The sequence below is a fragment of the Paractinoplanes hotanensis genome, from assembly GCF_023717965.1.
Lineage (GTDB): Bacteria > Actinomycetota > Actinomycetes > Mycobacteriales > Micromonosporaceae > Actinoplanes > Actinoplanes polyasparticus.
The window spans coordinates 1-25,384 of record NZ_JAMQOL010000080.1 but is presented as its reverse complement, the minus strand read 5'-3'; the positions used below and the strand labels follow the sequence as shown (position 1 = coordinate 25,384).

General features: G+C 72.2%; 25 protein-coding genes. 11 read left to right on the top strand and 14 right to left on the bottom strand.

Going from position 1 to position 25,384, the window contains the following annotated elements:
• The first annotated feature begins 61 nt into the window (after positions 1-61).
• Genes LXN57_RS44520 through LXN57_RS44510 form a run of 3 tightly spaced genes read left to right on the top strand, consistent with a single transcriptional unit; the run spans position 62 to position 5,753 of the window.
• Positions 62-2,245, top strand: coding sequence for a TerB N-terminal domain-containing protein (locus tag LXN57_RS44520; protein ID WP_251804362.1), 2,184 nt, complete (start codon positions 62-64; stop codon positions 2,243-2,245).
• Entirely contained in the window at positions 2,242-3,537 is a 1,296-nt protein-coding gene (locus LXN57_RS44515) for an ATP-binding protein (protein ID WP_251804361.1), read from the top strand. Before LXN57_RS44520 ends, LXN57_RS44515 begins: the two co-directional genes overlap by 4 nt.
• 2 nt (positions 3,538-3,539) lie before the next feature.
• Positions 3,540-5,753, top strand: a complete 2,214-nt coding sequence (locus LXN57_RS44510; RefSeq protein WP_251804360.1) for a DEAD/DEAH box helicase — start codon at positions 3,540-3,542, stop codon at positions 5,751-5,753.
• Between the two features lie 73 nt (positions 5,754-5,826).
• On the opposite strand, the gene LXN57_RS44505 is transcribed toward LXN57_RS44510, so the two are convergent.
• Positions 5,827-6,969 (bottom strand): NAD(P)/FAD-dependent oxidoreductase, encoded by a 1,143-nt coding sequence (locus LXN57_RS44505; RefSeq protein ID WP_251804359.1) that lies wholly within the window; start codon positions 6,967-6,969, stop codon positions 5,827-5,829.
• A gap of 11 nt (positions 6,970-6,980) precedes the next feature.
• Positions 6,981-7,649, bottom strand: coding sequence for a GntR family transcriptional regulator (locus LXN57_RS44500; protein ID WP_251804358.1), 669 nt, complete (start codon positions 7,647-7,649; stop codon positions 6,981-6,983).
• A gap of 41 nt (positions 7,650-7,690) precedes the next feature.
• On the opposite strand from LXN57_RS44500, the gene LXN57_RS44495 reads away from it, so the two are divergent.
• Positions 7,691-8,563 (top strand): ornithine cyclodeaminase family protein, encoded by an 873-nt coding sequence (locus LXN57_RS44495; RefSeq protein ID WP_251804357.1) that lies wholly within the window; start codon positions 7,691-7,693, stop codon positions 8,561-8,563.
• Complete coding sequence (locus tag LXN57_RS44490; protein WP_251804356.1) at positions 8,560-9,420, top strand: LLM class flavin-dependent oxidoreductase; 861 nt, start codon at positions 8,560-8,562, stop codon at positions 9,418-9,420. The genes LXN57_RS44495 and LXN57_RS44490 overlap by 4 nt, the downstream gene beginning before the upstream one ends.
• On the opposite strand, the gene LXN57_RS44485 is transcribed toward LXN57_RS44490, so the two are convergent.
• From LXN57_RS44485 to LXN57_RS44465, 5 genes are read right to left on the bottom strand one after another with little or no spacing between them, the layout of a single operon-like run.
• Positions 9,417-10,079, bottom strand: coding sequence for a glycosyltransferase family 2 protein (locus LXN57_RS44485; RefSeq protein ID WP_251804355.1), 663 nt, complete (start codon positions 10,077-10,079; stop codon positions 9,417-9,419). The two genes, LXN57_RS44490 and LXN57_RS44485, sit on opposite strands and share 4 nt — an antisense overlap.
• Positions 10,076-10,714, bottom strand: coding sequence for a class I SAM-dependent methyltransferase (locus LXN57_RS44480; RefSeq protein ID WP_251804354.1), 639 nt, complete (start codon positions 10,712-10,714; stop codon positions 10,076-10,078). Before LXN57_RS44480 ends, LXN57_RS44485 begins: the two co-directional genes overlap by 4 nt.
• Positions 10,711-11,433 carry a PIG-L deacetylase family protein gene (locus LXN57_RS44475; protein WP_251804353.1) on the bottom strand — a complete coding sequence of 241 codons (723 nt, stop codon included), beginning with the start codon at positions 11,431-11,433 and terminating at the stop codon, positions 10,711-10,713. The genes LXN57_RS44480 and LXN57_RS44475 overlap by 4 nt, the downstream gene beginning before the upstream one ends.
• A complete protein-coding gene (locus LXN57_RS44470) occupies positions 11,427-12,314 on the bottom strand; it encodes an acyl-CoA dehydrogenase family protein (RefSeq protein WP_251804395.1) in 888 nt (295 codons plus the stop codon). Before LXN57_RS44470 ends, LXN57_RS44475 begins: the two co-directional genes overlap by 7 nt.
• Positions 12,315-12,359: 45 nt before the next feature.
• A complete protein-coding gene (locus tag LXN57_RS44465) occupies positions 12,360-13,298 on the bottom strand; it encodes an SDR family NAD(P)-dependent oxidoreductase (RefSeq protein WP_251804352.1) in 939 nt (312 codons plus the stop codon).
• 44 nt (positions 13,299-13,342) lie between these two features.
• Here LXN57_RS44465 and LXN57_RS44460 point away from each other — a divergent pair, with 44 nt between their 5' ends.
• A complete protein-coding gene (locus tag LXN57_RS44460) occupies positions 13,343-14,527 on the top strand; it encodes a zinc-dependent alcohol dehydrogenase (protein WP_251804351.1) in 1,185 nt (394 codons plus the stop codon).
• Between the two features lie 186 nt (positions 14,528-14,713).
• Here the strand turns inward: LXN57_RS44460 and LXN57_RS44455 are convergent, their stop codons facing one another.
• Complete coding sequence (locus tag LXN57_RS44455; RefSeq protein WP_251804350.1) at positions 14,714-15,286, bottom strand: TetR/AcrR family transcriptional regulator; 573 nt, start codon at positions 15,284-15,286, stop codon at positions 14,714-14,716.
• A 100-nt stretch (positions 15,287-15,386) separates the two neighbouring features.
• Here LXN57_RS44455 and LXN57_RS44450 point away from each other — a divergent pair, with 100 nt between their 5' ends.
• From LXN57_RS44450 to LXN57_RS44440, 3 genes are all read left to right on the top strand, one after another.
• A complete protein-coding gene (locus LXN57_RS44450) occupies positions 15,387-15,821 on the top strand; it encodes a universal stress protein (RefSeq protein ID WP_251804349.1) in 435 nt (144 codons plus the stop codon).
• An 82-nt stretch (positions 15,822-15,903) separates the two neighbouring features.
• Entirely contained in the window at positions 15,904-16,593 is a 690-nt protein-coding gene (locus tag LXN57_RS44445; protein WP_251804348.1) for a response regulator transcription factor, read from the top strand.
• The gene (locus tag LXN57_RS44440) at positions 16,590-18,197 is read left to right on the top strand and encodes a sensor histidine kinase (RefSeq protein WP_251804347.1); all 1,608 of its coding nucleotides are present in this window, start codon (positions 16,590-16,592) and stop codon (positions 18,195-18,197) included. Before LXN57_RS44445 ends, LXN57_RS44440 begins: the two co-directional genes overlap by 4 nt.
• On the opposite strand, the gene LXN57_RS44435 is transcribed toward LXN57_RS44440, so the two are convergent.
• From LXN57_RS44435 to LXN57_RS44410, 6 genes are all read right to left on the bottom strand, one after another.
• A complete protein-coding gene (locus LXN57_RS44435) occupies positions 18,175-19,254 on the bottom strand; it encodes an acyltransferase family protein (RefSeq protein WP_251804346.1) in 1,080 nt (359 codons plus the stop codon). The genes LXN57_RS44440 and LXN57_RS44435 overlap by 23 nt on opposite strands.
• 186 nt (positions 19,255-19,440) lie before the next feature.
• Positions 19,441-19,845, bottom strand: coding sequence for an SMI1/KNR4 family protein (locus tag LXN57_RS44430; protein WP_251804345.1), 405 nt, complete (start codon positions 19,843-19,845; stop codon positions 19,441-19,443).
• 10 nt (positions 19,846-19,855) lie between these two features.
• A complete protein-coding gene (locus tag LXN57_RS44425; RefSeq protein ID WP_251804344.1) occupies positions 19,856-20,665 on the bottom strand; it encodes an ABC transporter ATP-binding protein in 810 nt (269 codons plus the stop codon).
• Positions 20,662-21,729: a FecCD family ABC transporter permease gene (locus LXN57_RS44420; protein ID WP_251804343.1), complete on the bottom strand. Its 1,068-nt coding sequence runs from the start codon at positions 21,727-21,729 to the stop codon at positions 20,662-20,664. Before LXN57_RS44420 ends, LXN57_RS44425 begins: the two co-directional genes overlap by 4 nt.
• Positions 21,726-22,769 carry a FecCD family ABC transporter permease gene (locus LXN57_RS44415; protein WP_251804342.1) on the bottom strand — a complete coding sequence of 348 codons (1,044 nt, stop codon included), beginning with the start codon at positions 22,767-22,769 and terminating at the stop codon, positions 21,726-21,728. The genes LXN57_RS44420 and LXN57_RS44415 overlap by 4 nt, the downstream gene beginning before the upstream one ends.
• Positions 22,766-23,809, bottom strand: a complete 1,044-nt coding sequence (locus LXN57_RS44410; protein WP_251804341.1) for an iron-siderophore ABC transporter substrate-binding protein — start codon at positions 23,807-23,809, stop codon at positions 22,766-22,768. The genes LXN57_RS44415 and LXN57_RS44410 overlap by 4 nt, the downstream gene beginning before the upstream one ends.
• A 222-nt stretch (positions 23,810-24,031) precedes the next feature.
• Between LXN57_RS44410 and LXN57_RS44405 the strand changes: the two genes are divergently transcribed.
• Complete coding sequence (locus LXN57_RS44405) at positions 24,032-25,039, top strand: LacI family DNA-binding transcriptional regulator (RefSeq protein ID WP_251804340.1); 1,008 nt, start codon at positions 24,032-24,034, stop codon at positions 25,037-25,039.
• 120 nt (positions 25,040-25,159) lie between these two features.
• Positions 25,160-25,384 (top strand): twin-arginine translocation signal domain-containing protein (locus LXN57_RS44400; protein WP_251804339.1); only part of this gene is annotated, 225 nt, incomplete at its 3' end.

Sequence of the window (25,384 nt, the reverse complement as noted above, 5' to 3'; positions counted from 1 at the left end):
CTGCGGAGACTAGCGGCTGCCTCAGGAACCGTCACATCGCCCGGTGGATACAGTGTGATGCGTGGTCACGACGCTGCAATCAGCACCGGGGCGCTGGATTCCGCCCGGGGAGCCGGCAGTGGTCGGTGGTCATGTCGTCGCGGACGGCCTGTTCTACCTCGGCAGGCGGCTGTCCAGCGGTTCCGGCCCGGCCGAATCCTCGTTCGTCAATCCCGATCTGCCGGTTTCCGCTGTCCCCGGCCGTTACGTGGTGCCGGGCCGCGGGCCGGATCTGGCGTACCACCTGCTCTCGCCGTTCGCTCGAAAGGCTTACCTGGACTGGCTGGCCGGCGGCCGGCGCGCGGACGTCCCGCCGGGCCTGGTCCTGCTCTTCTGCTTCGGCCTCGAACGCCGGGTCCTGGTCGAGGGGGACGTCGATCCCACCGTGCGCCGGGACCTGCCGGCGATCACCGCTGAAGCCGGCCGGCTCCGGGCTCGATACGGTGACCGGACGGCGTTGCGCAAGGCGCTGGACGACCTGCTCGATCTTCTCGAGACGGTGGCAGCCCCGGGCGCCGCGCCCACAACGGAACCCGGCCGTGAGACGCCGGCGGCGGTGCGGATCGGGCTGGCCCGGTTCGCGGCATCCTCGACTCCGGTGCCGGTCGCCTGGGCACGTGCTTGGATGCGACATCACCCGGCGCTGAGCCCGCGCCGGAGCGAGATCGACTGCCCGTCCGAGTTCGAGCGACTGTTCACCCTTCGTTACCGTGACCGGTACGGCCACGGTGTCGTCGCGCGCGGTGGCGGGACCGGCATACGGCTGCGTTACCGGCCGGCAGACCCGGGTCTGCCCACTACCCTCGTCTGGCGCGCGGACCTGCCCGACCTGTTGTCCGACCCGCACGACATCCGCTCACTCGCGGCACTGCGTGACGAGACGGCCGCCGCCCTCGACCCGTACCGTCGATGGCTGGTCCGGTACCCGCAGGGACGCGACTCCCTGGCCGCCGCGGCGCTGCTGCCGGCTGACCTGGTCGACGCCCGTCACGGCCGGCTCGGCGCGGTTCGGGTCTGGGCCGAACGGCGGCTCGACGGACGAGCATCGGCGATGATCGAGGCCGGCGAGTTCTGGGACTTCTGGTCGGCGGCCGACCCGCAGCGGATGTCCACCGACGAGGCCGTTCCCTGGCTGGCGTTGCTGGCCCGGATCGGCTTCGGCGTCGAGCCGGATGTGCGATTCGGCGCGCCACCGCCGGCCCGGGGTCCGGCCGTCCTGTTCCGTCTCGGCCGGCCGGCGGCCGACCGTCCCGGCGTACGCTTCGGCTCCGCCGCCGCCATCGTCCGATGTGCCGCAGCGGTGGCGTCGGCCGCCGGGCCGGTGGATCCGCGGGGACCGGCCGGGGCCGCGCTGCTCGCCGGCGTCGCCGAACTGGCGGCCGCCCTCTGCCTGGACCCGGGCGAGGACGTCCGGCTGGCGGCACGCCTGAGCTGGTTGCTGACCACGCGGGTGGAGGTCGACCGGCTCGTCCGGCAGACGGCCATGACGACCGCGGCCGAGCGGGAGCTCGCCGGACACTATCTGGTCACCGTGGCGGTTGCTGCCGATCCGGTGATCGGACCGGCGACCGTCGCCGTGCTGACCCGGGTGTACCGGATTCTCGGGCTACCGGTGGACCTGGTCTTCGGGCGACTGCACGACCGGAGCACCGGGAACGCGCCGATCCTGCCCCGAGTCGCCGACGACGACGAGGACCCGCCCGTTCCCGTGCGACGGCGTGCCGCGGAGACCGGCGCGGAACGGCCGGACGAACCGGTCGTGGTCCAGGCCGGCGGGTGCCGGCCGACCGGGTACGCGCTACCTTGGGCTGCCCCTGCCGAGCCCGCGCCCACCGGCCTGCGACTCGACCGTGACCTGGTACGGAAGAAGGTCGCCGAGAGCGACACCGCCGCAGCCCTCCTCGGCGCGATCTTCGACGCCGACGAGGTGGCCGATGCAGAGGGCGGCGGCGAGGGCGCGGTCCCGGCGCCGCCCGCCATCCCCGGTCTCGACGGCGTGCACGGCGCCCTGTTGTCTGCCCTCGGCGAACGACCGACGTGGACCCGCGACGAGTTCGAGTCCCTTGCGGCGGCCCACGGTGTCCTGCCGGACGGCGCGCTCGACGTGTTGAACGAGGTGGCGATGGACACCGCCGGAGCGCCCGTCGTCGGGGGTGACATCATCCTCACCATCGACAACGATGTCCTGCTGGAGTTGCACGCATGACACGCCCCGGCACCCCGCCTGCCGCCGGGCGGATCCGGCCACGCGAACGGGATGCGATCGTCGCGTCGCTGCGGGCCGGCATGGTCCCTCGGGTCGGGCAGCAGCACATTCAGGTGGGCCGTGCGGCCGAGGCGCAGGCGGCGGTGCGCGACATCGACCGGATCGCCGACGGTGGCGCCGGATGCCGGTTCGTCATCGGGGAGTACGGCTCGGGCAAGACCTTCTTCCTGCACCTGGTCCGTTCGATCGCCCTGGAGCGACGGCTGGTCACCGTGCACGCCGACCTGTCGCCGGACCGTCGTCTGCACGCCGCCTCGGGGCAGGCCCGCGGGCTGTACGCCGAACTGATGGGCAACCTGGCCACCCGGGCCCGGCCGGACGGAGCAGCGCTGTCCAGCGTCCTCGAGCGGTTCGTCACCGGCGCTCTGAGCGAGGCCGCAGGCACCGGCGCCGACCCGGCCGGGACGATCCGGTCGCGGTTGTCCACGCTGACCGAGATGACCGGTGGCTACGACTTCGCGGCGGTTGTCGGCGCCTACTGGCGCGGCTACGACACCGGGGACGAACGGTTGCGCGCCGACGCCGTGCGGTGGCTGCGCGGCGAATTCACCAGCCGGGTCGATGCGCGGACCGCGCTGGGCGTGCGGACGATCGTCGACGACTGCAGCTTCTACGACCATCTCCGGCTGATGGCCCGCTTCGTCCATCTGGCCGGCTTCAACGGCCTGCTGGTCTGTCTGGACGAGATGGTCAACCTTTACAAGATCACCGGATCGGCCGCCCGTAACGCCAACTATGAGCAACTGCTGCGCATCGTCAACGACACGAGTCAGGGCGGTGCGGCGAATCTCGGTTTCGTGTTCGGCGGGACGCCCGAGTTCCTGCTCGATCCCCGGCGCGGCCTGTTCTCGTACCCCGCACTGGCGTCACGCCTCGCGCCGAACCGCTTCGCCGCCGCCGATCGGATCGATCTCTCCGGTCCGGTGCTGCGGCTGGGCAACCTGACGCCGGAGGACGTCTTCGTGCTGTTGACCAGGCTCCGGCACGTGTTCGCCGCCGGCGACCCGTCCCGGTACCTGGTCCCGGACGAGGCGCTGACGGCGTACATGGCGCACTGCTCCGCGCGGCTCGGGGATGCTTATTTCCGTACTCCTCGCGAGACCATCCGCGGTTTCCTCGACCTGCTCGCGCTGCTGGAACAGCACCCCGGCCTGCACTGGTCCGACCTCATCGGGAAGGTCGAGCTCACGCCGGACGGCGAGGACGACGAGCTCACGTCCTTCCAGTTGTAAGCGTGAGCGAGCACCCGTCGTCGCAGGCGTACGCCCGCTACCACCCCGCCGTCCAGCAGTGGATCTACAACCAGGGCTGGGATCGGCTGCGCGACGTCCAGGAACGCGCCGCTGCGTTGATCAGCGCCGGGCAGCGCGACGTGATCATCGCCTCGGCCACCGCCAGCGGAAAGACCGAGGCAGCGTTGCTGCCGATCTGCTCGGCCCTCGCCCGGCGGCAGGAACAGGGCTTCGGCAGCGGCGTCGCGGCACTCTCGGTGAGCCCGCTGAAAGCGCTGATCAATGACCAGTACGAGCGGCTCGCCGGCCTCGCCGATCCGCTCGGCCTGCGCGTGCACCGCTGGCACGGCGATGCGCCGGCGTCCGGCAAGGCACGGGTGCTGCGGGCTCCGGAGGGCTTGTTGCTGATCACGCCGGAGTCCTTGGAGGCGCTCTTCGTCCGGCACGGCGACCGGGTGAGCCGAATCTTCAGCGGCCTGCGCTACGTGGTCATCGACGAGTTGCACTCGTTCATCGGCACCGAGAGAGGCGCTCAGTTGCAGGCGCTCCTCCACCGGGTGGAGGAGGCCATCGGCAGGCGAGTGCCCCGGATCGCCCTCTCCGCGACGCTCGGCGACTTCTCCGCAGCGGCGGACTTTCTCCGGCCTCGCGGCGGTGCGGAAGTCGCCGTGGTCTCCTCCACCGAGCCCGGCGGCGAAATCCGGCTACAGGTTCGTGGCTACGTCCATCCGGCGACGCAGCCGGAACCGGGTCAGGAACCCGCTGATCGCGCCGCGATCGCCGACCACCTCTTCCGGACCCTGGGTCGCACCGACAACCTGGTCTTCGCCAACTCGCGCGCAGCCGTCGAGGTGTACGCCGACATGCTCACCCAGCGGGCCGCCCGTGCCCAGGTGCCGGCCCGGTTCCTCGCCCACCACGGCAGCCTGTCCAAAGAGGTACGCGAGCACGTCGAGGAACGTCTCAAGGATCCGGGCACCCCGGTGACCGCGATCTGCACCTCCACCCTGGAACTCGGCATCGACGTCGGCTCGGTGGACTCGGTCGCCCAGATCGGCGCCCCGCCGACGGTTTCCGGCCTGCGGCAACGGCTCGGGCGTTCGGGGCGCCGACCGGGGCAGCCGGCCGTTCTCCGGACGTATGTGACGGAGCCGGAACTCAGCTCCGGAATCGCTCCCGCCGACACACTGCGCCCCGAACTGTTCCAGACCGTCGCCATGACGGAGCTGTTGATCTCGGCCTGGTACGAACCACCCGACGACACCGGCCTGCACCTGTCCGCACTGATCCAGCAGATCCTGTCGATCAGCGCACGGCATGGCGGCGCGCGGGCCGGCCGCCTCTTCACGACACTCTGCGAAACCGGCCCGTTCCGCCGGGTCGACCGGGCGACGTTCGCACGCCTCCTGCGCGACATGGGCCGGCGGCAGCTGCTCGAGCAGTCGGCTGACGGCGCCTTGCTGCCGGGCCGGGAAGGCGAGCGACTGCTGGGTCACTACAGTTTCTATGCGTCCTTCCATACCTCCCTGGATTATCGCCTCGTCGCCGACGGATACACGCTCGGATCGCTTCCGGTGGACCGGCCGATCCTCCCCGGCGCGCTGCTCATCTTCAGCGGCGCACGGTGGCGGGTGATCTCCGTGGACACAGCGCAACGGGTGATCGAACTGACCGCTGCCGAGGCCGGCAAGCCACCCGTGTTCCCCGGCGCCGGCGGTGAGATCGCCGACCAGGTACGGCGGCGGATGTTCCAGCTGTACCGGTCCGGCGACATCCCCGGCTACCTTGACGCCCCCGCACGAACGCTGCTGGCCGAAGGACGCGCTGCGTTCCATGCGTACGGACATTCGACTCGCCGCATTTTCGCCCAGGACTCGGACACCCTGCTGTTCCCCTGGCGTGGCGACCGAATCATGAACACGCTCGCCGCTGTCCTCGGCATGCGGGGCCTGGCCGTGAGCCAGGACGGGTTGGCGATCACGGTCGGCGGCTGCACACCGGACCGGCTTCTCGAAGTGATCACGAGTCTGGCCGCCGGCCCGCCGCCGAAATCGGTCACCATCGCGGCCGCGGTTCGCGCGAAACAACACGACAAATACGACCGCTACCTGAGCGAGGAGCTACTGAACCTCGGGTACGCCGGCCGCGCGCTCGACGTATCCGGCGCCTGGGCCTGCCTCACCGAACTCGTCAGCGGGGGTGGAGGGCCACGGTGACGCAAGACTACGACGAGGAAGGAGCCAGCCGGCTCGCCGTCGATCATCGGCCGGGGACAGGGCGCCGGAGGAGTCAGCCGCGTGCGGGCTCCAGGTGGGGGAGCAGGGTGGGGCGGTCGACGGCGAAGGCGGCTGCGTCCACGTGTGGCGGGCGGTTCAGCAGCAGGTCGGTGAGCAGTTCGCCGGTGGCGGTGGACAGGACGATGCCGGCGCCCTCGTGGCCGGTCGCGTGCCAGAGGCCGGGCCGGCGGGGGTCGGGGCCGATGACCGGCAGGTGGTCGGGGACGAAGGGGCGGAAGCCGCCGTACGCTCGCATCACCGCCACGTCGGCCAGGAACGGGAACAGCACGAGGGCCTTGGCGGCGACGGCGGACAGGACCCGGGCCTCGATCCGCTCGTCGAAGCCGCGGCGTTCGCGGGACGAGCCGATCAGGACGGTGCCGGCCGCGGTCGACTCGACCACGCTGGACGTCTGCAGGGCGGCGTCGTTCGAGCCGACCGCGCCCACGTAGTCGGCGTCGTAGACCTTGTGGTGGATCCGCCGGCGCATCCGGGTGGTGACCAGGATCGTGCCGCGGCGGGGGCGTACGGGCAGGTCGACGCCCAGTCGTCGGGCCGCCTCGCCCGACCACGGGCCGGCCGCCACCACCACGTGATCGGCGTGGATCTCGCCGTCCGAGGTCAGCGCGCCGGACAGGCGCTCGCCGCTGCGTACCGGGCCGAGCACCTCGACCCCCTGGCGTACGACCGCGCCGTGCCGCCGCGCGGCGGCCAGGAGGGCCTCGGTCGCGATCGCGGGCTGTACCTGCGCGTCCTGCGGGTAGAAGATCGCCGCGGTGTGGGCGGGGTTCAGGTCGGGCTCGTAGTCGAGGCCATTCACGGAGGAGGCCGAGACGCCCGCTGCCCGCTGCGTCTCCGCGAAGGCGTGCAGAGCGGTCGCACCGGCGGGAGTCGTGGCGACCACCAGGCCGCCCTTGGCCTCGTACTCGATCGAGGGGAAGCTGTCCGAGATCTCCGGCAGGATCGAACGCCACAGCGTGAGCGACCGCAGCGCCAGAGCCAGTTCGGCGCCGGGGCCCTTGTCGGAGACCAGCAGGTTGCCCTCGCCGGCGGCCGAGGTGCCGCCGGCCGACGCCGAGCGGTCGAGGACCGTCACCGTCACCCCGGCGACCGCCAGCTCGCGGGCGATGGCGGCCCCGACGATGCCGGCGCCCACCACGATCACCTTCATTGCTCGGCCCGCCCGCTCCACCAGCCGGTGACGTGGCCCAGGTGGCGGCGCATGAGCTCTTCGGCGGCGGCGCCGTCGCCCGCCTCGAGCAGGTCGAGCAGCGTGAGGTGCTCGGCCGACGACTCGGCCAGCTCGGGCGAGCCGAGCATGGTGGCCAGCCCGACCAGGCGGGTCTGCTGGCGCAGATCACCGACCAGCGTGACCAGCCGGTCGTTGCCGGTGAGACTGAGCAGATGCAGGTGGAACGTCGTGTCGGCGGTCAGGTAGGTCGGCAGGTCGTACGCGGCGGCGCTGACCACGATCGCCTCGGCCTCGGCGCGCAGGCGGGACAGGTCGGGCGGGGTCAGGGCGCCGGCCAGCAGCCGCATCGGCGGGGCCTCGAGCCACTGGCGGATCTGGACGATCTCGGTGAGGTCGTGCTCGCTGACCTGGGTGACCCGGAAGCCCTTGTTGCGGGCGATCTCGACGAAGCCGCGCTTCTCGAGGTTCAGCAGGGCTTCGCGTACGGGCGTGGCGGAGACGTCGAACCGGGCGGCCAGGGTGGGGGCCGTGAGCATCGTGCCCGGTGCGAACTCGCCGGAGACAATGGCGGCGGCCACCGCGTCCTCCACGTGCTGGCGGAAGCTGCCGGCTGTGCGCAGCGGGCCGATGACCGGTGACGTCATGACTGTTGCCTCCCTCGGTGGTATGTGACATGGTACAGCCCATGATCTCGGCCGAACAGGTGCTCGCGCTGGGCTTTCCGCGCGCGGTCGAGGCGCTGCGCGCTGCCCTGGCCGGCGGTCTCGACCCCGAGTCCGAGCCGGCCCGCTCGCGGGTGGCGCTCGGCGGCGGCGAGGTGCTGATCATGCCGTCCGGTGACGATCGCATCGCCGGCGTCAAGCTGGTCGGCATCGCTCCCGGCAACCCGGCCCGCGGCCTGCCCCGCATCCACGGCACGTACGTGCTGTTCGACGCGCCCACGCTGGCGCCGCGGGCCGTTCTCGACGGCGCCGCGCTCACCTCGTTGCGCACCCCGGCCGTCTCGGCGCTCGGCGTCGATCTCGTCGCGCCGCCCGGCGCCCGCAAGCTCGTCGTCTTCGGCACGGGCCCGCAGGCGCTCGGTCACGTCGAGGCTCTCCGGGCGGTGCGTCCGATCGATTCCGTACGAGTCGTCGGGCGCAGCCACGAGCGGACCGCCCGCTTCGTCGGGCAGGTCGCCCGGGCCGAGGCCGCCGACGCGGACGCGGTGGCCGACGCCGACATCGTGGCCTGCTGCACCACCGCGCGCGAGCCGCTCTTCGACGGGCGCCGGCTGAAACCGGGCGCCGTCGTGGTCGCCGTCGGTTCCCATGAGCCCGAGGCCCGCGAGGTCGACACCGAGACCGTGCGACGCTGCGGCGCGCTGGTCGAGTCGCGCGCGGTGGCCGTACGGGAAGCCGGTGACATCATTCAGGCCGGCCTCGACGAGACTGAGCTCGTGACCTTCGCCGATCTGGTCCGGGGAACCACCCCCGCCCGGCCCAGGCTGATCAAGACCGTGGGGATGGGCTGGGAGGACCTCGTGATCGCGGCCGCCGTAGTGCAGGCACTGGCATGACCGATCTGTCGGTGCTGGTGCTCCCCGACCGCCACCCCACGAGCGCCTGGCTGGCCGAGGTGGTCGAGGCGGAGCGGGCCGGGGTGCACACCGTCTGGACGTACGACCACCTGACCTGGCCGCTGCTGCGCGACAACCCCTGGTACGGCTGCGTGCCGCTGCTCGCCGCCGCGGCCGGGGCCACCGAGCGGGTCCGCCTCGGGGTGCAGGTCGCCACGCCCAACTACCGCCACCCGGTGCCGTTCGCCAAGGAGCTGATGACCCTCGACCAGCTCAGCGGCGGCCGCCTCGAGGTCGGCCTGGGCGCCGGCACCGAGAGCCTGGACGCGCAGGTGCTGGGCGAGCCGCCGCTGACCCCGCGCGAGCGCATGGACCGCTTCGCCGAGTGGCTCGGGCTGCTCGACAAGCTGCTGGCCGAGCCGATCGTCACCGCCCACGGCGAGCGCTACCACGCGATCGACGCCCACCAGCTGCCCGGATGTGTGCAGACGCCGCGGGTGCCGTTCACCGTGGCAGGCACCGGGCCGCGCTCGCTGCGCCTGGTCGCCCGGCACGGCCAGGCCTGGGTCACGTACGGCCCGTACGGTCCCGCCGTGGGCCCCGACGAGTGGTTCGCCGCTCTCGAGAAGCAGTCCGGGCAGCTCGACGCGGTGCTCGAGGGCCGCCGGATCCGCCGGATCGTCAACGTGGGCCTCGAGTCGTACTGGCCGTTCGAGAGCCGCGACCGCTACGCCGACACCGTCGGCCGCCTCGCCGCGCTGGGCTTCGACGAGGTCAGCGTGCACTGGCCGCGTCCCGACGGCCGCGGCGTCCCCGCGAGGGCGCTTTCCGGCGTGCTGTCGGTGCACGGCCTCTAGGCAGCCAGGGTCGAGGCCAGACCGGTGAGGTGGGCCGAGAAGCCCAGCGGCGCCCGGCCGTCCGGGCGGGCGCTGGTCACCACCGGGCAGGTGGCGTCGCTGACCACGCGGTGACCGGCCGCCCGCACCCGCGCGATCAGGTCACGGTCCTCGTCGTGCCCGATCGGCCGGAAACCGCCCACGGCCCGGTACGTCGCGGCCGAGATGCCGAGGTTGGCTCCGTGCACGTGAGCGTCCGTGGTGGCGTACCGGCTGTCGTAGAGGCCGGGCAGCGCGGCCGGCCACGCCGCCCAGTCGTCGACCATGACCGTGCCCGCCAGCAGGTCGGCGCCGGCCGCGGCGTGCGTGCGGTGCCACAGCAGCCATTCCGGCGCGACCCGGCTGTCAGCGTCGGTGGTGGCCAGCCAGAGCCCGTCCGGACCGTACCGGAGCGCGTGGTCCATGCCGGCCGCGCGGGCCCGCCCGACGTTGCCGGCGTCCAGGGTCAGCACGGTCGCGCCGGCCCCGGCGGCGAGGGCGGCGGTGTCGTCGGCGCAGGCGTCGGCGACCACGATGATCTCGACCGGAACCGGCGCGGTGGCCGCGGTCAGGGCGGCCAGGCACAACGGCAGCAGGTCGTGCTCGTTGTGCGCGGGGACGACGACGGCGATCCGGTTCATGCGAGCCCCTCGCGCTGGGCCACCGAGAGAGGCTCGGGTGGCGTACGGGTGTAGACCTCGAGCAGGAAGTCGGCCTCGGCGTGGCGGGCCAGCCGGGCCAGCCCGGGATTGGCCGCGAGCCGGTTGTGCACGTCGTCGCCGGAGCGGGCGTGCTCGTCGACCGGGCGTCGCCAGTGCACGGCCACCAGGTCGCCGCCCGGTTCGAGCGAGGCGACGGCCCGTCCGATCAGCGTCGTCAGGTCGTGGTCGTCGAAGTAGTAGCCCAGCTCGGACAGCACGATCAGGTCGAACGTCTCGTCCGGCCAGTCCGCGGGCATCCGGGCGGCGCGCACGGTGACGTGCGGGAACGGAGCCAGGTAGGTGACTGCCGAAGCGATCGCGGCCGGAACGGCGTCGACCGCCAGCACCCGGTCGCAGCGCTCGGCCAGCCGACCGGTGAGCATGCCGGTCGAGCAGCCGGGCTCGAATGCCGACCGGTAGCGCCGGGCGGGCAGCGAGGCCACCGTCAGGGCGTGCTTACGGGCGTCGTACCAGCGGGTCGCGAAGCTCCACGGGTCGCTGCTGCGGGCGTACATGTGCTCGAAATAGCTCTGCGGCGTGGTCATCGCAGCATCACTGCTCGGTGGCGTGCTCATCGCAGCACCACTTCGAACGGGCGGGCGAAGCGGGCCAGCACGTGCGGCGGCAGGATCGCCGCGTCGCCCGGCTCGGGCCCCAGCGGCGCGATCTGGCTGGGGAAGGCAGCGACGGCCGCGGCCTTCGCCGCCTGCGCGGCCGGGCTCAGCTCGACCCGGTGCGCCCGATGCCACGGCACCCGTGGGTCGCCGGGCGTGGCCCAGTGCCAGGCCCAGATCGGGTATTCCAGCAGCACCGCGCCCGTGGCCTCGCATGCCCGGGCCGCGGCGCGGCCGACCGCCTCGTGGTCGGGGTGACCGTCCTCGCGCCAGGTGGACAGGCACCAGCGCCCCGGCGCCAGCCGGCCGGTCAGGGCCGCGGCCAGCGCGTCCTCGTCGACCTTGCCATCGGGCTGGCCGAGCCGGGTGACGGGCGCGTCGCCCAGCCCCAGGCGGCGCAACGCCTCCGCGGTCTCGGCGCGCCGGATCGCGGCCAGCTCGGGCTGGGTGTGCACGGTGGACCGGGGGTGCGAGGCCTCGCCGTCGGTCACGGCGATCAGCTCGGCCGCGTCGAGCATGGCCATCAGCCCGGCCAGGCCGAGGATCTCGTCGTCCGGGTGCGGGGCCACGATCAGCGGCGGATCGGTCGCGTCGAGCGGCAGGACCGGCCACTGCGCCATCGCCGGCCACGCCGCCCACGTCTGCTCGGCCGTGCCCTCGCCGGCGATCGGCCTCACCACGGCGACTTCTCGTTCCGCACGAGGCCGCCGAGCTGTTCCAGGTCGGCCTCGGCGTGACTCTGCCGCAGGTAGACGGTGAGGTCGGCGACCCGGCGGGCGTGCCGTTCGTCGCGGCACAGCGGTCCGGCGCCGAGCGCGCGCCCGACCCGGTCGATCACCTCGGTGGCGGCGGCCTCGACGGTGGCCCGCACGCGCAGGGCGAGCCGGTGCTGCATCGCCTGCGGGTCGGCGTCGATGACGGCGGCCGCCTCCAGGAGCACGGCACGGGCAGCGCCCAGGGCGACGTCGACCGCGCCGAGGTGGGCCAGCGTGTGCGGGTCGTCCTTGTCCGCGATGTGCAGGGCGTCGGCGATGCCGAGGGCGCCGCCGTACCAGCACGCGGCGACGCCGATGCCGCCGTGCCAGAAGCCGGGCCGGTTCACGTACTCGCCGGGGCCGCCGATCGGGCGGGCCGGGGCGCCGGTGAACCGGATCGTGCGGCTGTCGCTGGCCGCCATGCCCACCGCCGGCCAGGTGCCGTCGAGCGGGACGGCGTACGGCGCTTCGTTCGCCACCGCGAACAGCCGGATGCCGTCGTCGGCTTCGGCGGTGACCAGCGCGTGGGTGCACCAGCCGGCGCCGGAGCACCAGGGCCGCTCGCCGTTCAGCCGCCAGCCGTCACCGTCGCGGACGGCCCGGAGCGAGCGCGGAACGGCAGCCCACACGCCCCAGCGACCGTCCTCGCCCGCATCGCCCAGCTCGGCCCGGACAGCCACCGCGTCCGCGTGGCCCTCACCCAGCCGGGCCGCGACCGGATCGGCCCGTCCCAGCTCGGCCAGACGCCGAAGACGTTCCGCGGTGGCGCCCCGGCCGGGCAGGGGCAGGTCGGGCGTATGGATCATGAGCACGGAACAGTGATACCCGGCAGCCCGTCCCTCCATGCCGAGTCAGTTGCGAGGTAGCAAACGTCTCACCGAGGCGCCGGCCACCAGCGCGGCCCCCGCGACCACGGCGCCCACCTGCGCGCGGCTCCAGCGGCCAGGACCGCCCTCCACGCGTGGCCGCGGGCCGAAGACGTTGCCGTCCGTTCCGTCGATCGCCTGCCGGGACAGGCCGCCGCGCCGCATCAGCGGGGTGACCAGCACGTCGTAGACCGGGGGCAGCAGCGTGAAGCCGAGTTCGATGAGGCGGTTGGTGGCGCCGACCGAGACCGAGGGTCGTGGCTTGCCGGCCAGCCGCACGACGCGGGCCGCGATGCGCTCGGCCGAGTCGACCGGCGGCGGGGGACGGCCGACGAAGCCGGCGTAGTTGGCCGCGCTCGTGTAGATCGGGGTGTCGACGCTGCCCGGGGCCACCAGGCAGACGTGGATGCCGGGCGCGTCCCGGGTCTCCTGCTGAAGTGAGCGGAACAGGCCGCGTTGTCCCCACTTCGCGGTCACGTAGGCCGAGATGTACGGGACGGTGACGTGGGACAGCAGCGAGCTGACGCCGATCAGCGTGCCGTGGCCCTGCGCCCGGAACTGCCGCAACGCGGTGCGGGCGACGTTCGCCGAGCCGAGCAGGTCGGTGGCGATCATGTGGTCGAACACCTCGGGCGGCACGTCCTCGAACGTCCCGTACGCCATGACGGCGGCCGAATCGACCCAGACGTCGACGTGCCCGTACCGCTCGACAGCCCGGTTCAGCAGCGCGTCGAGATCCCCGCGGCGGGTGATGTCGGTGGGGACCACGAGCGGGTCGTTCCCGCAGGCAGCGGCCACCTTCGTCAGGTCGTCGGCGCCGCGCGCGGCCAGCACCAGCCGGTCGCCCCGGGCTGCGAAGGCGAGCGCCGCCGCCCGGCCGATGCCGCTGGAGGCGCCGGTCAGGACCACTACACGTGAACTCATGGTTGCTCTGCATACCCGCCCGCTCGCCGGGTATCCGGCGTCACATGCGTGCATTGACATGGCAAGGAACTGGCAAGGTCAGCGTCGAGACCGTCCCCGACCCGGTGATCCAGGAACCGACCGACGCGATCGTGCGGATGACCTCCACCGCGATCTGTGGGTCGGACCTGCACCTGTACGACGTTCTGGGCATGTACCTCGACGCCGGCGACATTCTCGGTCACGAGCCGATGGGCATCGTCGAGGCGGTGGGGGCCGAGGTCACCCACATCAAGCCGGGCGACCGCGTGGTGATCCCGTTCAACATCTCGTGCGGGCACTGCTTCTACTGCCGCAAGGGCTACTTCGCGCAGTGCGAGACGACCCAGGTGAAGTCGCAGAACAAGGGCGCCTCGCTGTTCGGCTACACCAAGCTCTACGGCCAGGTGCCGGGCGGTCAGGCCGAGTACCTGCGCGTGCCGCAGGCGCATTTCGGCCCGATCAAGGTGCCCGACCACCACCCCGACGAGCGGTACCTGTTCCTCTCCGACGTGCTGACCACGTCGTGGCAGGCCGCGCAGTGGGCGGACATCGAGAAGGGCAGCACGGTGCTGGTCACCGGTCTCGGCCCGATCGGCCAGATGTCGGCCCGGATCGCCCGCCACCTCGGGGCCGAGCGCGTGATCGCCGTCGACCGGGTGCCCGAGCGGATTGCGATGGCCGAGCGGCACGGCATCGAGGTGCTCGACGACGAGAAGGTCGACGACATCGGCGCGGCCGTCCGCGACATGACGCACGGGCGCGGCGCCGACTCGGTGATCGAGGCGGTCGGCATGGAGGCGCACGGCACTCCGTTCCAGGCGGCCGCCATGAAGGCGGCCGGGATGCTGCCCGACGGCCTGGCCCGCAAGGCCACCGAGACGTTCGGCGTCGACCGGATGGGGGCGCTGCGCACGGCGTTCGACGCGGTGCGACGGGCCGGCACGATCTCGATCATCGGCGTCTACGGCGGCGAGGCCGACCCGTTCCCGATGATGGACCTGTTCGACAAGGGCATCACGATGCGCATGGGCCAGGCCCACGTCAAGCACTGGGTCGACGACATCCTGCCCCTGCTCACCGGCGACGACGATCCGCTCGGGGTGGACGACCTGACCACCCACCGGCTGCCGCTCGAAGAGGCCCCGCACGGGTACGAGATCTTCAAGAAGAAGGAGGACGGCTGCGTCAAGGTGGTCCTCAAGCCCTGACGCACGTACCGGGAAAGGGGCCGCTCCGGCGGCCCCTTTCCCGTGTCGGGCAGCACCCGCTTGGCCAGGTGGACGGTCGACGTGACGTTCACGTCGATCACGTTCAGCTCGTCGGCCAGGGTGGTCCGGCGGGTGAAGTCGCCGCCGATGCCGCGGCCCGCGTTGAGCGCGATGGCGACGACCGGGTTATTCGCTCCGGCCGACCGCGTTCAGCAGGAAATCGACGAGCCGGCGGGCGTGGGCCGCGCTGCCGTCCGGGGCGGCGGTGAGCGCGTGCATCATGGCCCCGCCGAGCAGCGTCTCGAGCAGCAGCGTGACCGACACCGCGGGGGAGAGCTCGCCCCGGGCCATGCCGCGCTGGACGATCGCCCGGGCCGCCAGGATCTGTGCCGACCGGGTGGCCGCGTAGTTCTCGGCGACGCCGGGGATCGCCCGGCCCTCGACCATGAGCCGGATGGCGGCCCGGCTCGACGGACCGGCGTAGACGCCCAGGATCTGGGTGGCCAGCTCGACCAGATCGCCGCGCAGGGTGCCGGTGTCGACGTCGCTGACGTGCGGCAGGCCGGCCGTCAGCGCGTCGGTGAGCAGCGCCTCCTTGGTGCTCCAGCGCAGATAGAGCGAGGCCTTGCCGACGCCGGCCCGGCGGGCCACGGCCTCCATGGCGAAGCCGGCCCAGCCCGCCTCGCCGAACAGGTCCATCGCGGCGCGGGTGATGCGCTGGTCGACCTCGGGGTCGCGCGGGCGGCCGGGCGAGCTCATGGCGTGTGTCTCCCCGATTGCTGAACGGTTACCGTCAGGATACACTGTGGATAAGCAAACGGTCAGCGTTCAGTAATCGTTGTGAGCAATTGAGGACGTCATGCGCGATGGTCCCGGCACGATCCTCGTGGGAGTCGACGGCTCCACCTCCTCGCTGCGCGCCGCGGCCTACGCGCTGGGGCTCGCCCGCCGGCAGGGCAGCCGCCTGGTCGCCGTCTATGTGCGCACGCCGCCGTCGGCCCTGCTGCCGCTGGCTGACACCGGTGGCGCGGCGGCCACCGTCATCGACACGCAGGACGCGCTGGAACAGGAACTCCGCACCGCCTTCGCCGAACACCTGCGCGAGGTCGACGTCGACGCCCGGCTGCTGGTGCGGGCGGGCGAGCCGTACACCGAGCTGTGCGACGCCGCCCGGGAGGTGCGGGCCGACGCGGTGATCGTCGGCCGTTCGGCGAATCTGCTGCACCGGGTGGCCGGCTCGATCGGCAACAAGCTGGTCCGCTGCGGTCGCTGGCCGGTCACCGTCGTGCCGTGACGGCCCGGCCCGCACATCAGGGTCGCACCCGCAGCGGGGAGTATCCCGACTTGAACTTGCGGATCTCTGGTTTCATCGGCCGGTGAGCACGCGGATCCTGATCGCCGAGGACAACCCCAAGCAGGCTGAGGTGGCCGTCGCCTACCTGCGGCGGGAGGGGCATCAGGTGACCTGGGTGGGCGACGGGCCGGCGGCGCTCGAGAAGCACCGGGAGTTGCGGCCCGACCTGGTGGTGCTGGACGTCATGATGCCGCTGCTGGACGGGGTCACGGTGTGCCGGGTGCTGCGGGCGGAGTCGGAGATCCCGATTCTGATGCTGACCGCGCGGGCGAGCGAGGACGACGTGCTGCGCGGGCTGGACGCCGGCGCCGACGACTACCTGACCAAGCCGTACAGCCCGCGCGAACTGGCGGCCCGTGTGCGCGCCCTGCTGCGGCGATCGGGGGCGCTGCGGGACAGGGATCAGCCTGTTCTGCGTACGGGAGACCTGGAAGTCGACGTCGGGCGGTTCGAGGTCCGGATCTCGGGGCAGGCCGTCGTGCTCACGGCCAAGGAGTTCGGCATCCTGGAGGTGCTCGCGCGGACCCCGGGGCGGGCCTTCACCCGGGCCGAGATCATCGAGAAGGCGTTCGGGTTCGACAAGTACGTGCTCGAACGCACCGTGGACGCCCACGTGCGCAATCTGCGGCGCAAGCTCGGCGACAACCCGGACGACCCGAAGTACGTGCAGACGGTCTACGGACGCGGCTACCGGCTCGCGGACCTGTCGTGAGTTTTCGCGTACGGGTCTTCCTGCTCGTCGCATTCGTGGCCCTCGGCGCGACCACGGTGACCGCGGCCCTGATCCTCGACCAGGCCGGCAACCAGGTGCGCGAGGCCGTGTCCGCTTCGCAGGAGACCACCGAGCTGATCCGGCAGCAGCTGCTCGACAAGGCCGTGCTCGAGGGCACCTGGCAGCGCGTGGACCAGACGGTGACCGAGCTGCGGGATCGCACCGGACAGCGGATCCGGCTCGTCGACCCCTGGGGCACCGTGCTGGTGGACACCGATCACCTGGAGGGGCGGGCCGCCCGGCCGCCCGGGGCGTTCGTGCAGACCGTCGATCCCACCCCCACTCTGATCCTGCGAGCCGGCGACCCCGACCCCCAGGCGACCACGTTGAAAGCCGTCCGCACCTACCGCGACGAGGTCCTGTTCGCCGCCTGCCTGTTCGACCTCGAGTACGGGGTGGAGGTGGTCATCGGTCCCGACGGCCTGCCCCGGCACCTGCTGCCCCGCGACGTCGACCGGCAGGAGACCGGGTGCGCCGAGCATCCGGTCCGCCCGGAGCAGGAGCGGGAGGATCGGCTGGAGATCGGGCGGTGCGGCCCGGGCACGTCGGGGGCGGTGCCGGCGTGCCTGCAGGCGGCGTTCCGCCGGCAGATCGCGTACGCGTCGGAAGCCCCCCAACCGCTGACGCTCACCGTCGGCGCCGCCAACGAGCCGGCCCGCGGTTTCGATGCCGGCCCGATCCTGCTCATCACGGTGATCGTGGCAGTCCTCGTGACCGGCGGCGCCCTGCTGATCAGCCGGCGCGTGCTCAGCCCGATCAGCACACTGACCGCGGCCGTACGCAGCCTCGGCAGCGGCGACCGTTTCGGCCGGGTGCCCGACACCGCCCGCGACGAGCTGGGCGAGCTCTCCCGCGCGTTCAACCAGATGGCCGACTCGGTGCGCGCGGCCGACGCCGACCAGCGCCGGCTGATCGCCGACGTGGCCCACGAGCTGCGGACACCGCTGGCCAACCTGCGCGGCTACCTGGAGGCGATGCAGGACGAGGTGCTCGACCCCACGCCCGAGCTGTTCGCCTCGCTGCACGACGAGGTCATCCACAACCAGCGCATCGTCGACGACCTGCAGGAGCTGGCCCTGGCCGAGGCGGGCGCGCTGGTCTACCACAAGGCGCCGACCGACCTGGCCGAGCTGCTGGAGACAGTGCGGACCGCGCACCGGGCCGACCTCGTTGTCGAGGCGGACGGGCCGCTGACGGCTGATGTCGACGCCGACCGGATCCGGCAGGCCGTCAGCAACCTCGTCGGCAACGCCCTGCGGGCGACCTCGGCCGGCGGATCGGTCACGCTGCGGGCCCACGCCGACGGCGACCGGGCGGTGCTCGAGGTCGTCGACACCGGCGCCGGCATCGCCCCCGAGCACCTGCCGCTGGTGTTCGACCGCTTGTGGCGGGCCGACCCGGCCCGCGGGCGGGAGTCCGGCGGCAGCGGGCTCGGCCTGGCCATCGTCCGGCAGATCGTGCGTGACCACGGCGGCGAGGTGTCGGTGCGCAGCACGCCGGGGGAGGGCAGCACCTTCGTGATCAGCCTGCCACGAACGACCTGAGCCGGGGCGCCAGCGGTCCCTCCACGAAGCGGTGCACCAGCCAGGCGACACCGAGCAGCAGCGCGACCGTGGCCGAGAGCAGCAGCCAGGCCGGCAACTCGGTACCCTCCCGGGCGCCGCGCAGCGCGGTGTAGCCGATGCGCTGGTGCAGCAGATAGAACGGATAGGTCAGGGCGCCCGCGGTGGCCAGCCAACGGACGTTCCAGTGGTCGGTCGCTCCCAGCGCGATCGCGGTCAGCGCGGCCACGGCCAGCGTGATGATCACCAGCGCGGGCGCGGCCGGCACCTCGAAGCCGGGGCGCAGCTCGGCCACCCGGGCCGCCATCCGGGGCAGGACCAGCAGCCAGCCGCCGGCCACCAGCCCCCACAGCCACGGAGTGGGCCCGAACCGGCGCATCAGGCACAGCGCGACGCCGATCGCGAAGTAGGGCGCGAAGTCCGGCATGACCACCGGCTCGGTCCAGTCCGGCAGCAGAGGCCCGGCCCAGGCCGCGACCAGCCAGACGGTGGCGAAGCCGGCCACCTTTCGGTAAGTGAGGCCCCACATCACCAGCAGCGCGAAGAGCAGATAGAAACGCAGCTCGACCCAGAGCGTCCAGTAGACGGTGTCGACCAGCCGCACCCCGGCCGGCTCGGCCAGCATCGTCAGGTTCACCAGAATTTCCCGTACGGTGGGCACGCCGCTGACCGGAACACCGGTGCTCACCGGCCACACCGTGACCACACCGGCCGTGAGCACCACACAGGCCCAGAACGCCGGATACAGCCGCGCGATCCGAGCCGCCGCGAACTGCCGGAGCGTCCGGTCGAAGGCGCTCATCCCGATCACGAACCCACTGATCAGGAAGAACATCTCCACCCCGAGAAACCCGTAGACCAGCACATGGCCGGCCGTCGGCAGGTGGTACTCCGGCAACCGCACCCCGTCCAGCCGCCACGACACCGAGTAGTGGTAGCCCGCTACGCCCAGGGCGCACACGAGCCGGAGCCCGTCCAGCGCATGAAGCCTGGTCGTTCGCGCTGTCGCCGGGCGCGCCGCGGTCATGCTGCTTGTCATGGCCCGGGACCCTGAGCCCCACCCGTGCAGAACTGATGAAGACCCCGCGCGAATCCCGCTTCCGCCGGCCCGCCGGGTGGTGAGGCGGGAAGCGAGCGCCCGGCGCGGAATCAAGGTCGCCACCTGGTCGAGCGCGCCCGCTCCGGCCGCTCGATGCTCTACCGCCGTACTGTCCTGGGCGACGAACTAGCCCGTCCGGCTGGTCCAGAAGTCGCCGACGTCGTTGGCCAGCCATAGCGGGGCGGGCGTCAGCGCGTCCCACAGGAAGACCCCCGGGCCGCCGTCGCGCGGCACGCAGAACGGGCCGCCGGCGCCGTCGTCGCCGAAGGCGACCAGCTCGCGGCGGCGGGGGCCGTCCTTGGCCCAGTCCCCCTCGTTGCGGGCCGGCAGCTGGGCCAGCGGCCAGATCACGAACCACTGCCCGCGCTCGTCGTAGACGCCGTCGCTGACCAGGTAGAGCCGTCTGAGCTGCAACGGCAGGCTCGCCTGGAGCAGGTCCTCGTAATGAGCGAGGTCCTCCTCGGTGGCGGCCGCCTGCAGCTTGATGCCGACGGCGGTGGTCAGCAGGCGGTGCCAGTCGGTGAGAACCATGCCCGAATTGTCACATATGGACGGAAACGTGATGGCGACCCAGCGGGAGCATCAGGGGCTTGCCCGACGTGGGGTCGGTGATGACCTGGCTGTCGAGGCCGAAGACGGCGCGGACGCAGGCTTCGGTCAGCACCGTGGCCGGGTCGCCGGCGGCGTGCAGCCGGCCGCCGGCCAGGGCGATCAGGTGATCGGCGTAGCGGGCCGCCATGTTCAGGTCGTGCAGCACCATGACGATCGTCGTCCCGCGGGCCCGGTTCAGGTCGGTGAGAAGGTCGAGCACCTCGACCTGGTGGCTGACGTCGAGGAACGTCGTCGGCTCGTCGAGCAGCAGCAGGTCGGTCTGCTGGGCCAGCGCCATGGCGATCCACACCCGCTGGCGCTGGCCGCCCGACAGCTCGTCGACCGGGCGGTCGGCCAGGTCGGCCGTGCGGGTGGCGTCCAGCGCCGCGGCGACGGCGACGTCGTCCTCGCGGCTCCAGCGCGAGAGCAGGCGCTGGTGCGGGTTGCGGCCGCGGCCGACCAGGTCGGAGACGGTGATGCCCTCGGGCGCGATCGGGGACTGGGGGAGCAGGCCGAGCGTACGGGCGAGCTCCTTGGCCGGCATACGGTGCACCTCGCGGCCGTCGAGCAGCACGTGGCCGGTGCGCGGAGCGAGCAGGCGCGACATCGAGCGCAGCAGCGTCGACTTGCCGCAGGCGTTGGCCCCGACGATCGCGGTGATCCGGCCCGGCGGCACGGTGAGGTCGAGCGACTCGATGACCGTACGGTCGCCGTAGCCCAGCTTCAGCTGCTCGACGAGCAGGGTGTGGTCAGCGGTCACAGGGAGCCTCCCGCGCGGTTGGTGCGGATGAGCAGATGGACGAGGTAGGGGGCGCCGAGCACACCGGTGACCACGCCGACCGGGTAGCGGGTGTCGAACGCGTACTGGCCGATCAGGTCGGCCACCAGCACGAGCAGGGCGCCGACCAGGCCGGACGGCACCAACAGGGAACCGGACGAGCCGATGATCCGGGCCGCGATCGGGCCGGACAGGAACGCCACGAAGGCGATCGGGCCGGTGGCGGCGGTGGCGAAGGCCAGGAGCCCGACGGCGGCCACGATCACCACGATGCGGGTGCGTTCCAGCCGTACGCCCAGGGCCGCCGCCGTGTCGTCGCCGAGCTGCAGCATGAACAGGTTGCGGGCCTGACCCAGCAGCAGCGGCCCGAGCACGAGCAGGGCCAAGGCCACCTGCGCGGTCTCGTCCCAGGTGGCGCCGTTGAGGCTGCCGGTCAGCCAGCGCTGGGCCTGTTGCAGGTCCCACTGGGCGGCCTGGCTCAACACGTACGCGGTGGCGCTGTCGAGCATGGCGGCGATGCCGATGCCGATGAGGATGAGCCGGGTGCCTGCCACCCCGTCGCGAAACGACAGCGTGTAGACGATGACCGCCACGCCGAGGCCGGCCACGATGGCGAACGCCGACACGCCGGTCTCGGTGAGCCCGAGCACCACGATGGCGAACGCCGCCGCCGCGCTCGCGCCCGACGTGATGCCGATGACGTCGGGGCTGGCCAGGGGGTTGCGCAGCATGGTCTGGAAGGTGACCCCGCCGATCCCGAAGCAGAACCCGGCCAGGGCGGCGAGGGTCGCGCGCGGCAGCCGCAGCTCGCCCACGGCGAACGACGCGCCCGGCACGGTCTCGCCCAGGACGACCCGCCAGACCTCGGACAGCGTGTAGAAGGTCTCGCCGACCATCAGGGTGATCAGGTACGCCGCGGCGACCAGCGCGGCCAGGATGCCGATGACCAGGGCGCGGCGTCGCGAGCGGCGAACACGATCGGCGACAACCGCCGCGAGGGTCGGCGTGTCCGCGGGCGTGGTCGCCGGGGAAAGCGAAGTGCTCACAGCTCGCGCACCTTCTGCCGCCGGACGAAGTAGATGAAGAACGGGGCGCCGATCAGCGCCGTGATGATGCCGACGTCGATCTCCTGCGGGCGCGCCACGACCCGGCCCACCACGTCGGCCGCGGTCAGCAGGGCCGCGCCGGTCAGGGCCGAGAAGGGCAGCAGCCAGCGATGGTCGAGGCCGGCGAGCAGACGGCAGAAGTGCGGGACGACCAGGCCCACGAAGGCGATCGGCCCGGCCACGGCAGTGGTCGCGCCGCACAGCAGCACCGCGCCGAGGGCCGCCACGCCCCGGACCAGCGCCACCCGCTCGCCGAGCCCGGCCGCGAGGTCGTCGCCGAGCGCGAGAGAGTTGAGCGCCTTGGCCGACAGCAGCGAGATCACGAAGCCGACCGCGAGGAACGGCAGCACGTGGCCGAGGGTGTCGTAGGAGGCGCCGCCCACGCCGCCGATCTGCCACGACTGGAAGCCGGTCGCGAGGTCGCTCCGGGGCAGAATGAACGCGCTGATCAGCGAGGCCAGCGCGGCCGAGATGGCGGCGCCGGCCAGGGCCAGCTTGAGCGGGGTGGCCCCGCCGCGGCCGAGCGAGCCCACGGCGTACACGAAGACCGCCGTGACCGCCGCACCCAGAACGGCCACCCAGATGTAGCCGGTGGCCGTGGAGAGGCCGAACGAGACGATGCCGGTGACCACGGCCAGCGAGGCGCCCATGTTGACGCCGAGGATGCCCGGGTCGGCCAAGGGGTTGCGGGTCACGCCTTGCATGACGGCGCCGGCCAGGCCGAGCGCTGCGCCCGCGAGGACCGCCAGGAGCGTCCGCGGGATGCGTTTGACCACGGCGGCCTGGCCGAGATTGTCGTCGTGGCCCTGGACGCCGGCCACCATGTCGGACCAGCCGACGATGCGCGAGCCGAACGCGACCGACGCGATCATCACCAGGCCCAGCACCGCGAGGGCGGCCAGCAGCCAGAGCGTACGCACCCGGGCCGGGCGCCGCCGGACAGCGGCACCCGGCCCGGGCCGGGATTCGAGCTGCGTCATGACACCTTGTCAGCGGCGGTCGCGAGCAGGTTGACGTAGTCGTCGAGCACGTAGGGGATGGCCAGGACGGTCGGGTTGGCCGCCGTGGCGAGGGGGGTGCTGCCGACCAGGCTGACCACGGAGCCGCGCTTGAGAGCCGGGATCTTCGACAGCAGCGGGTCGGCCTGGAGCTTGGCCAGCTGGTCCTCACTGTCGGCGTACATCACGATGACGTCGACGTCGTCGAAGGCCTGGATCTGCTCCGAGCTCTTGTTGAGCGTGAACGCGTCGGTGCCCGCCGAGTCCTTCTCGACGACGTCGGCGATCTTGAGGCCGAGGTCGCTGAAGAACTGGGTCCGGGTGTCGTGCGAGGTGTAGTAGCCGATCTTGCTGAGGTCGGTCGGGTCGATGTGCGTCACGAACATCGTCTGCTTGCCGGCCAGCTGCGGCTTCTTGGCGGCCGCGTCCTTCATCGCCTTCTCGGTGCTCGCGATGAGCTCGTTGCCCTGCTGCTCGAGGCCGAGGGCCTGGCTGGAGAGCTTGACGATGTCGCGCCACGGGGTGGCCCAGGGGGCGTCCGGGTACGCGACGACCGGCGCGATCTTGCTCAGCGTGTCGTAGTCCTGCTGGGTGATGCCCGAGTACGTGGCCAGGATGACGTCCGGCTTGGTGTTCGCGACGGCCTCGAACGCGATGCCGTCGGTCTCGTCGAACATGACCGGGGCCTGGCCGCCGAGCTCCTTGATCTTCTCGCCGACCCACGGCAGCATGCCGTCGCCGTCGTCGTCACCGAAGTTGGCCTTGGCCATGCCGACCGGGACGATGCCCAGGGCCAGCGGCACCTCGTGGTTCTCCCACTGCACGGTGGCAACCCGCTCGGGCTTCTTCTCGATGGTGGTCGTGCCGAGCTTGTGCTTGATGGTGATCGGGAACGAGGCGGTCGCGGCGGAGCTGCCGCCGGCCGCCGGCTCGCCGGTCTCGTCGGAACCGCCACCGCAGGCAGCGAGCGCCAGTGCGGTGGCGGTGGCGACAGCGGCCGCCAGCAAACGGTGAGCGCGCATGCGCGGTCTCCAGTTCTTCAATCTTCAAGTTAGGGGTGGCTAACCTAACAAGGAAGTCTGAGGGACTTCGGAGACCCGGGCAACTCGGGGCGCAGGTCACGGTTGATCAAGGCTGTCGCGCCGGACGGCCCGCGATCTGCTAACGAGCGCCGCTCGGCGGGCGCTGGACTTAACGCGAACGAAATGTTGCGATACTGCTTTCGGTGCGAGCGGAGGCACAGGGTGGAGAAGGCTCGGCGCGCGACCCTGGCCGCGGTCGCCCGGGAGGCCGGGGTCTCGGTGCCGACCGTCTCCAAAGTGGTCAACGGGCGCACCGACGTCGCGCCGGAGACGCGGGCGCGGATCGAGTCGCTGCTCGTGCGGCACGGCTACGTGGCTCGGGGGGCCGGCGGGGCCCAGGTCGCGGCCCGCACCGTCGAACTGGTCTTCGACGCCATGCAGACGCCGAACAACCTCGACATCATGCACGGCGCGCTCGAGGCCGCGTCGGCCGAGCAGGTCGACGTGGTCGTGGGGATCCTGCCCGAGGACCCGCTCGGCGCGGCCTGGGCCCGGCGGATGGCCGCGGCCCGGCGCGAGGGGCTGATCCTGGTCACCTCGGACATCAACTCGCAGCAGGCGCGGCACTTCGCCGAGCAGCACATCCCGGTGGTGACGATCGACCCGGTCAACCTGCCCAACCCGGAGGTGCCCAGCGTCGGCGCCACCAACTTCAACGGTGGGATGGCCGCCACCACCCACCTGCTCGAGCTGGGGCACCGCCGGATCGGCTTCATCGAGGGCCCGCCGGGCGCCATGGTGGCCATCGCCCGCCTGCACGGCTACCACGCCGCCCTGGCCCAGCGGGGCCTGACCAGCGACCCCGAGCTCATGATGGCCGGCCCGTTCATGTTCGACACCGGCTTCACGGCCGCCCTGGAACTGCTGGGGCGCACCGTGCGGCCGACCGCGCTCTTCGCCTCGAACGACAGTCAGGCCCTGGGCGCTATCGAGGCCGCCCGCACGCTGGGCCTGCGGGTGCCCGAGGACGTCAGCATCGTGGGCTTCGACGACATCTCGGCCGCCCGCTGGTCGGCGCCGCCGCTGACCACCGTCCGGCAGCCGTTCGCCGAGATGGGCCGGGTCGCCATGCGGAACCTGCTGCGCCTGGTCGCGGGGGAGGAACTGGCCGCGCCGCGGATCGAGCTGGCGACCCAGTTGATCATTCGGAAGTCGACGGCTGCGGTCTGAGTTTTCGGCGAGCGGCGTCGAAAGTTTTCGAACCCTTGACATGACCTTTTCGCAATCTTACGTTAACGCCAGCTCGCCTCCCCGGCTTCTCGCCTCCCGGCTTCGAGTACGGAGTTCAACGTGATCAATCGGCGTAATTTCCTCGGTCTTGGTGTGGGAGCCGGCGCGGCCGCCGCGCTCGCGGCCTGTGGCAGTGACGGCCCCAGCGACAGCAGTGGCGGCAGTAGCAGCGGCGGCAGTGGTGGCGGTGCGGCCTCTTACTGGTCGCTGAGTGGCCCGCCCGGTGAGCCGGTGCGGAAGGCGTCTGTCAAGCGGTTCAACGACGCCAGCCCGGACGCCAAGATC

What these genes read in the sequence shown, in the direction of transcription:
- LXN57_RS44515 (WP_251804361.1), top strand. Translation starts at nt 2,242, where the DNA reads ATGACACGCCCCGGCACCCCGCCTGCCGCCGGGCGGATCCGGCCACGC.
- LXN57_RS44500 (WP_251804358.1), bottom strand. Translation starts at nt 7,649, where the DNA reads ATGACGTCACCGGTCATCGGCCCGCTGCGCACAGCCGGCAGCTTCCGC.
- LXN57_RS44495 (WP_251804357.1), top strand. Translation starts at nt 7,691, where the DNA reads ATGATCTCGGCCGAACAGGTGCTCGCGCTGGGCTTTCCGCGCGCGGTC.
- LXN57_RS44490 (WP_251804356.1), top strand. Translation starts at nt 8,560, where the DNA reads ATGACCGATCTGTCGGTGCTGGTGCTCCCCGACCGCCACCCCACGAGC.
- LXN57_RS44485 (WP_251804355.1), bottom strand. Translation starts at nt 10,079, where the DNA reads ATGAACCGGATCGCCGTCGTCGTCCCCGCGCACAACGAGCACGACCTG.
- LXN57_RS44480 (WP_251804354.1), bottom strand. Translation starts at nt 10,714, where the DNA reads ATGAGCACGCCACCGAGCAGTGATGCTGCGATGACCACGCCGCAGAGC.
- LXN57_RS44470 (WP_251804395.1), bottom strand. Translation starts at nt 12,314, where the DNA reads ATGATCCATACGCCCGACCTGCCCCTGCCCGGCCGGGGCGCCACCGCG.
- LXN57_RS44465 (WP_251804352.1), bottom strand. Translation starts at nt 13,298, where the DNA reads ATGAGTTCACGTGTAGTGGTCCTGACCGGCGCCTCCAGCGGCATCGGC.
- LXN57_RS44460 (WP_251804351.1), top strand. Translation starts at nt 13,343, where the DNA reads ATGCGTGCATTGACATGGCAAGGAACTGGCAAGGTCAGCGTCGAGACC.
- LXN57_RS44455 (WP_251804350.1), bottom strand. Translation starts at nt 15,286, where the DNA reads ATGAGCTCGCCCGGCCGCCCGCGCGACCCCGAGGTCGACCAGCGCATC.
- LXN57_RS44450 (WP_251804349.1), top strand. Translation starts at nt 15,387, where the DNA reads ATGCGCGATGGTCCCGGCACGATCCTCGTGGGAGTCGACGGCTCCACC.
- LXN57_RS44435 (WP_251804346.1), bottom strand. Translation starts at nt 19,254, where the DNA reads ATGACAAGCAGCATGACCGCGGCGCGCCCGGCGACAGCGCGAACGACC.
- LXN57_RS44430 (WP_251804345.1), bottom strand. Translation starts at nt 19,845, where the DNA reads ATGGTTCTCACCGACTGGCACCGCCTGCTGACCACCGCCGTCGGCATC.
- LXN57_RS44415 (WP_251804342.1), bottom strand. Translation starts at nt 22,769, where the DNA reads ATGACGCAGCTCGAATCCCGGCCCGGGCCGGGTGCCGCTGTCCGGCGG.
- LXN57_RS44410 (WP_251804341.1), bottom strand. Translation starts at nt 23,809, where the DNA reads ATGCGCGCTCACCGTTTGCTGGCGGCCGCTGTCGCCACCGCCACCGCA.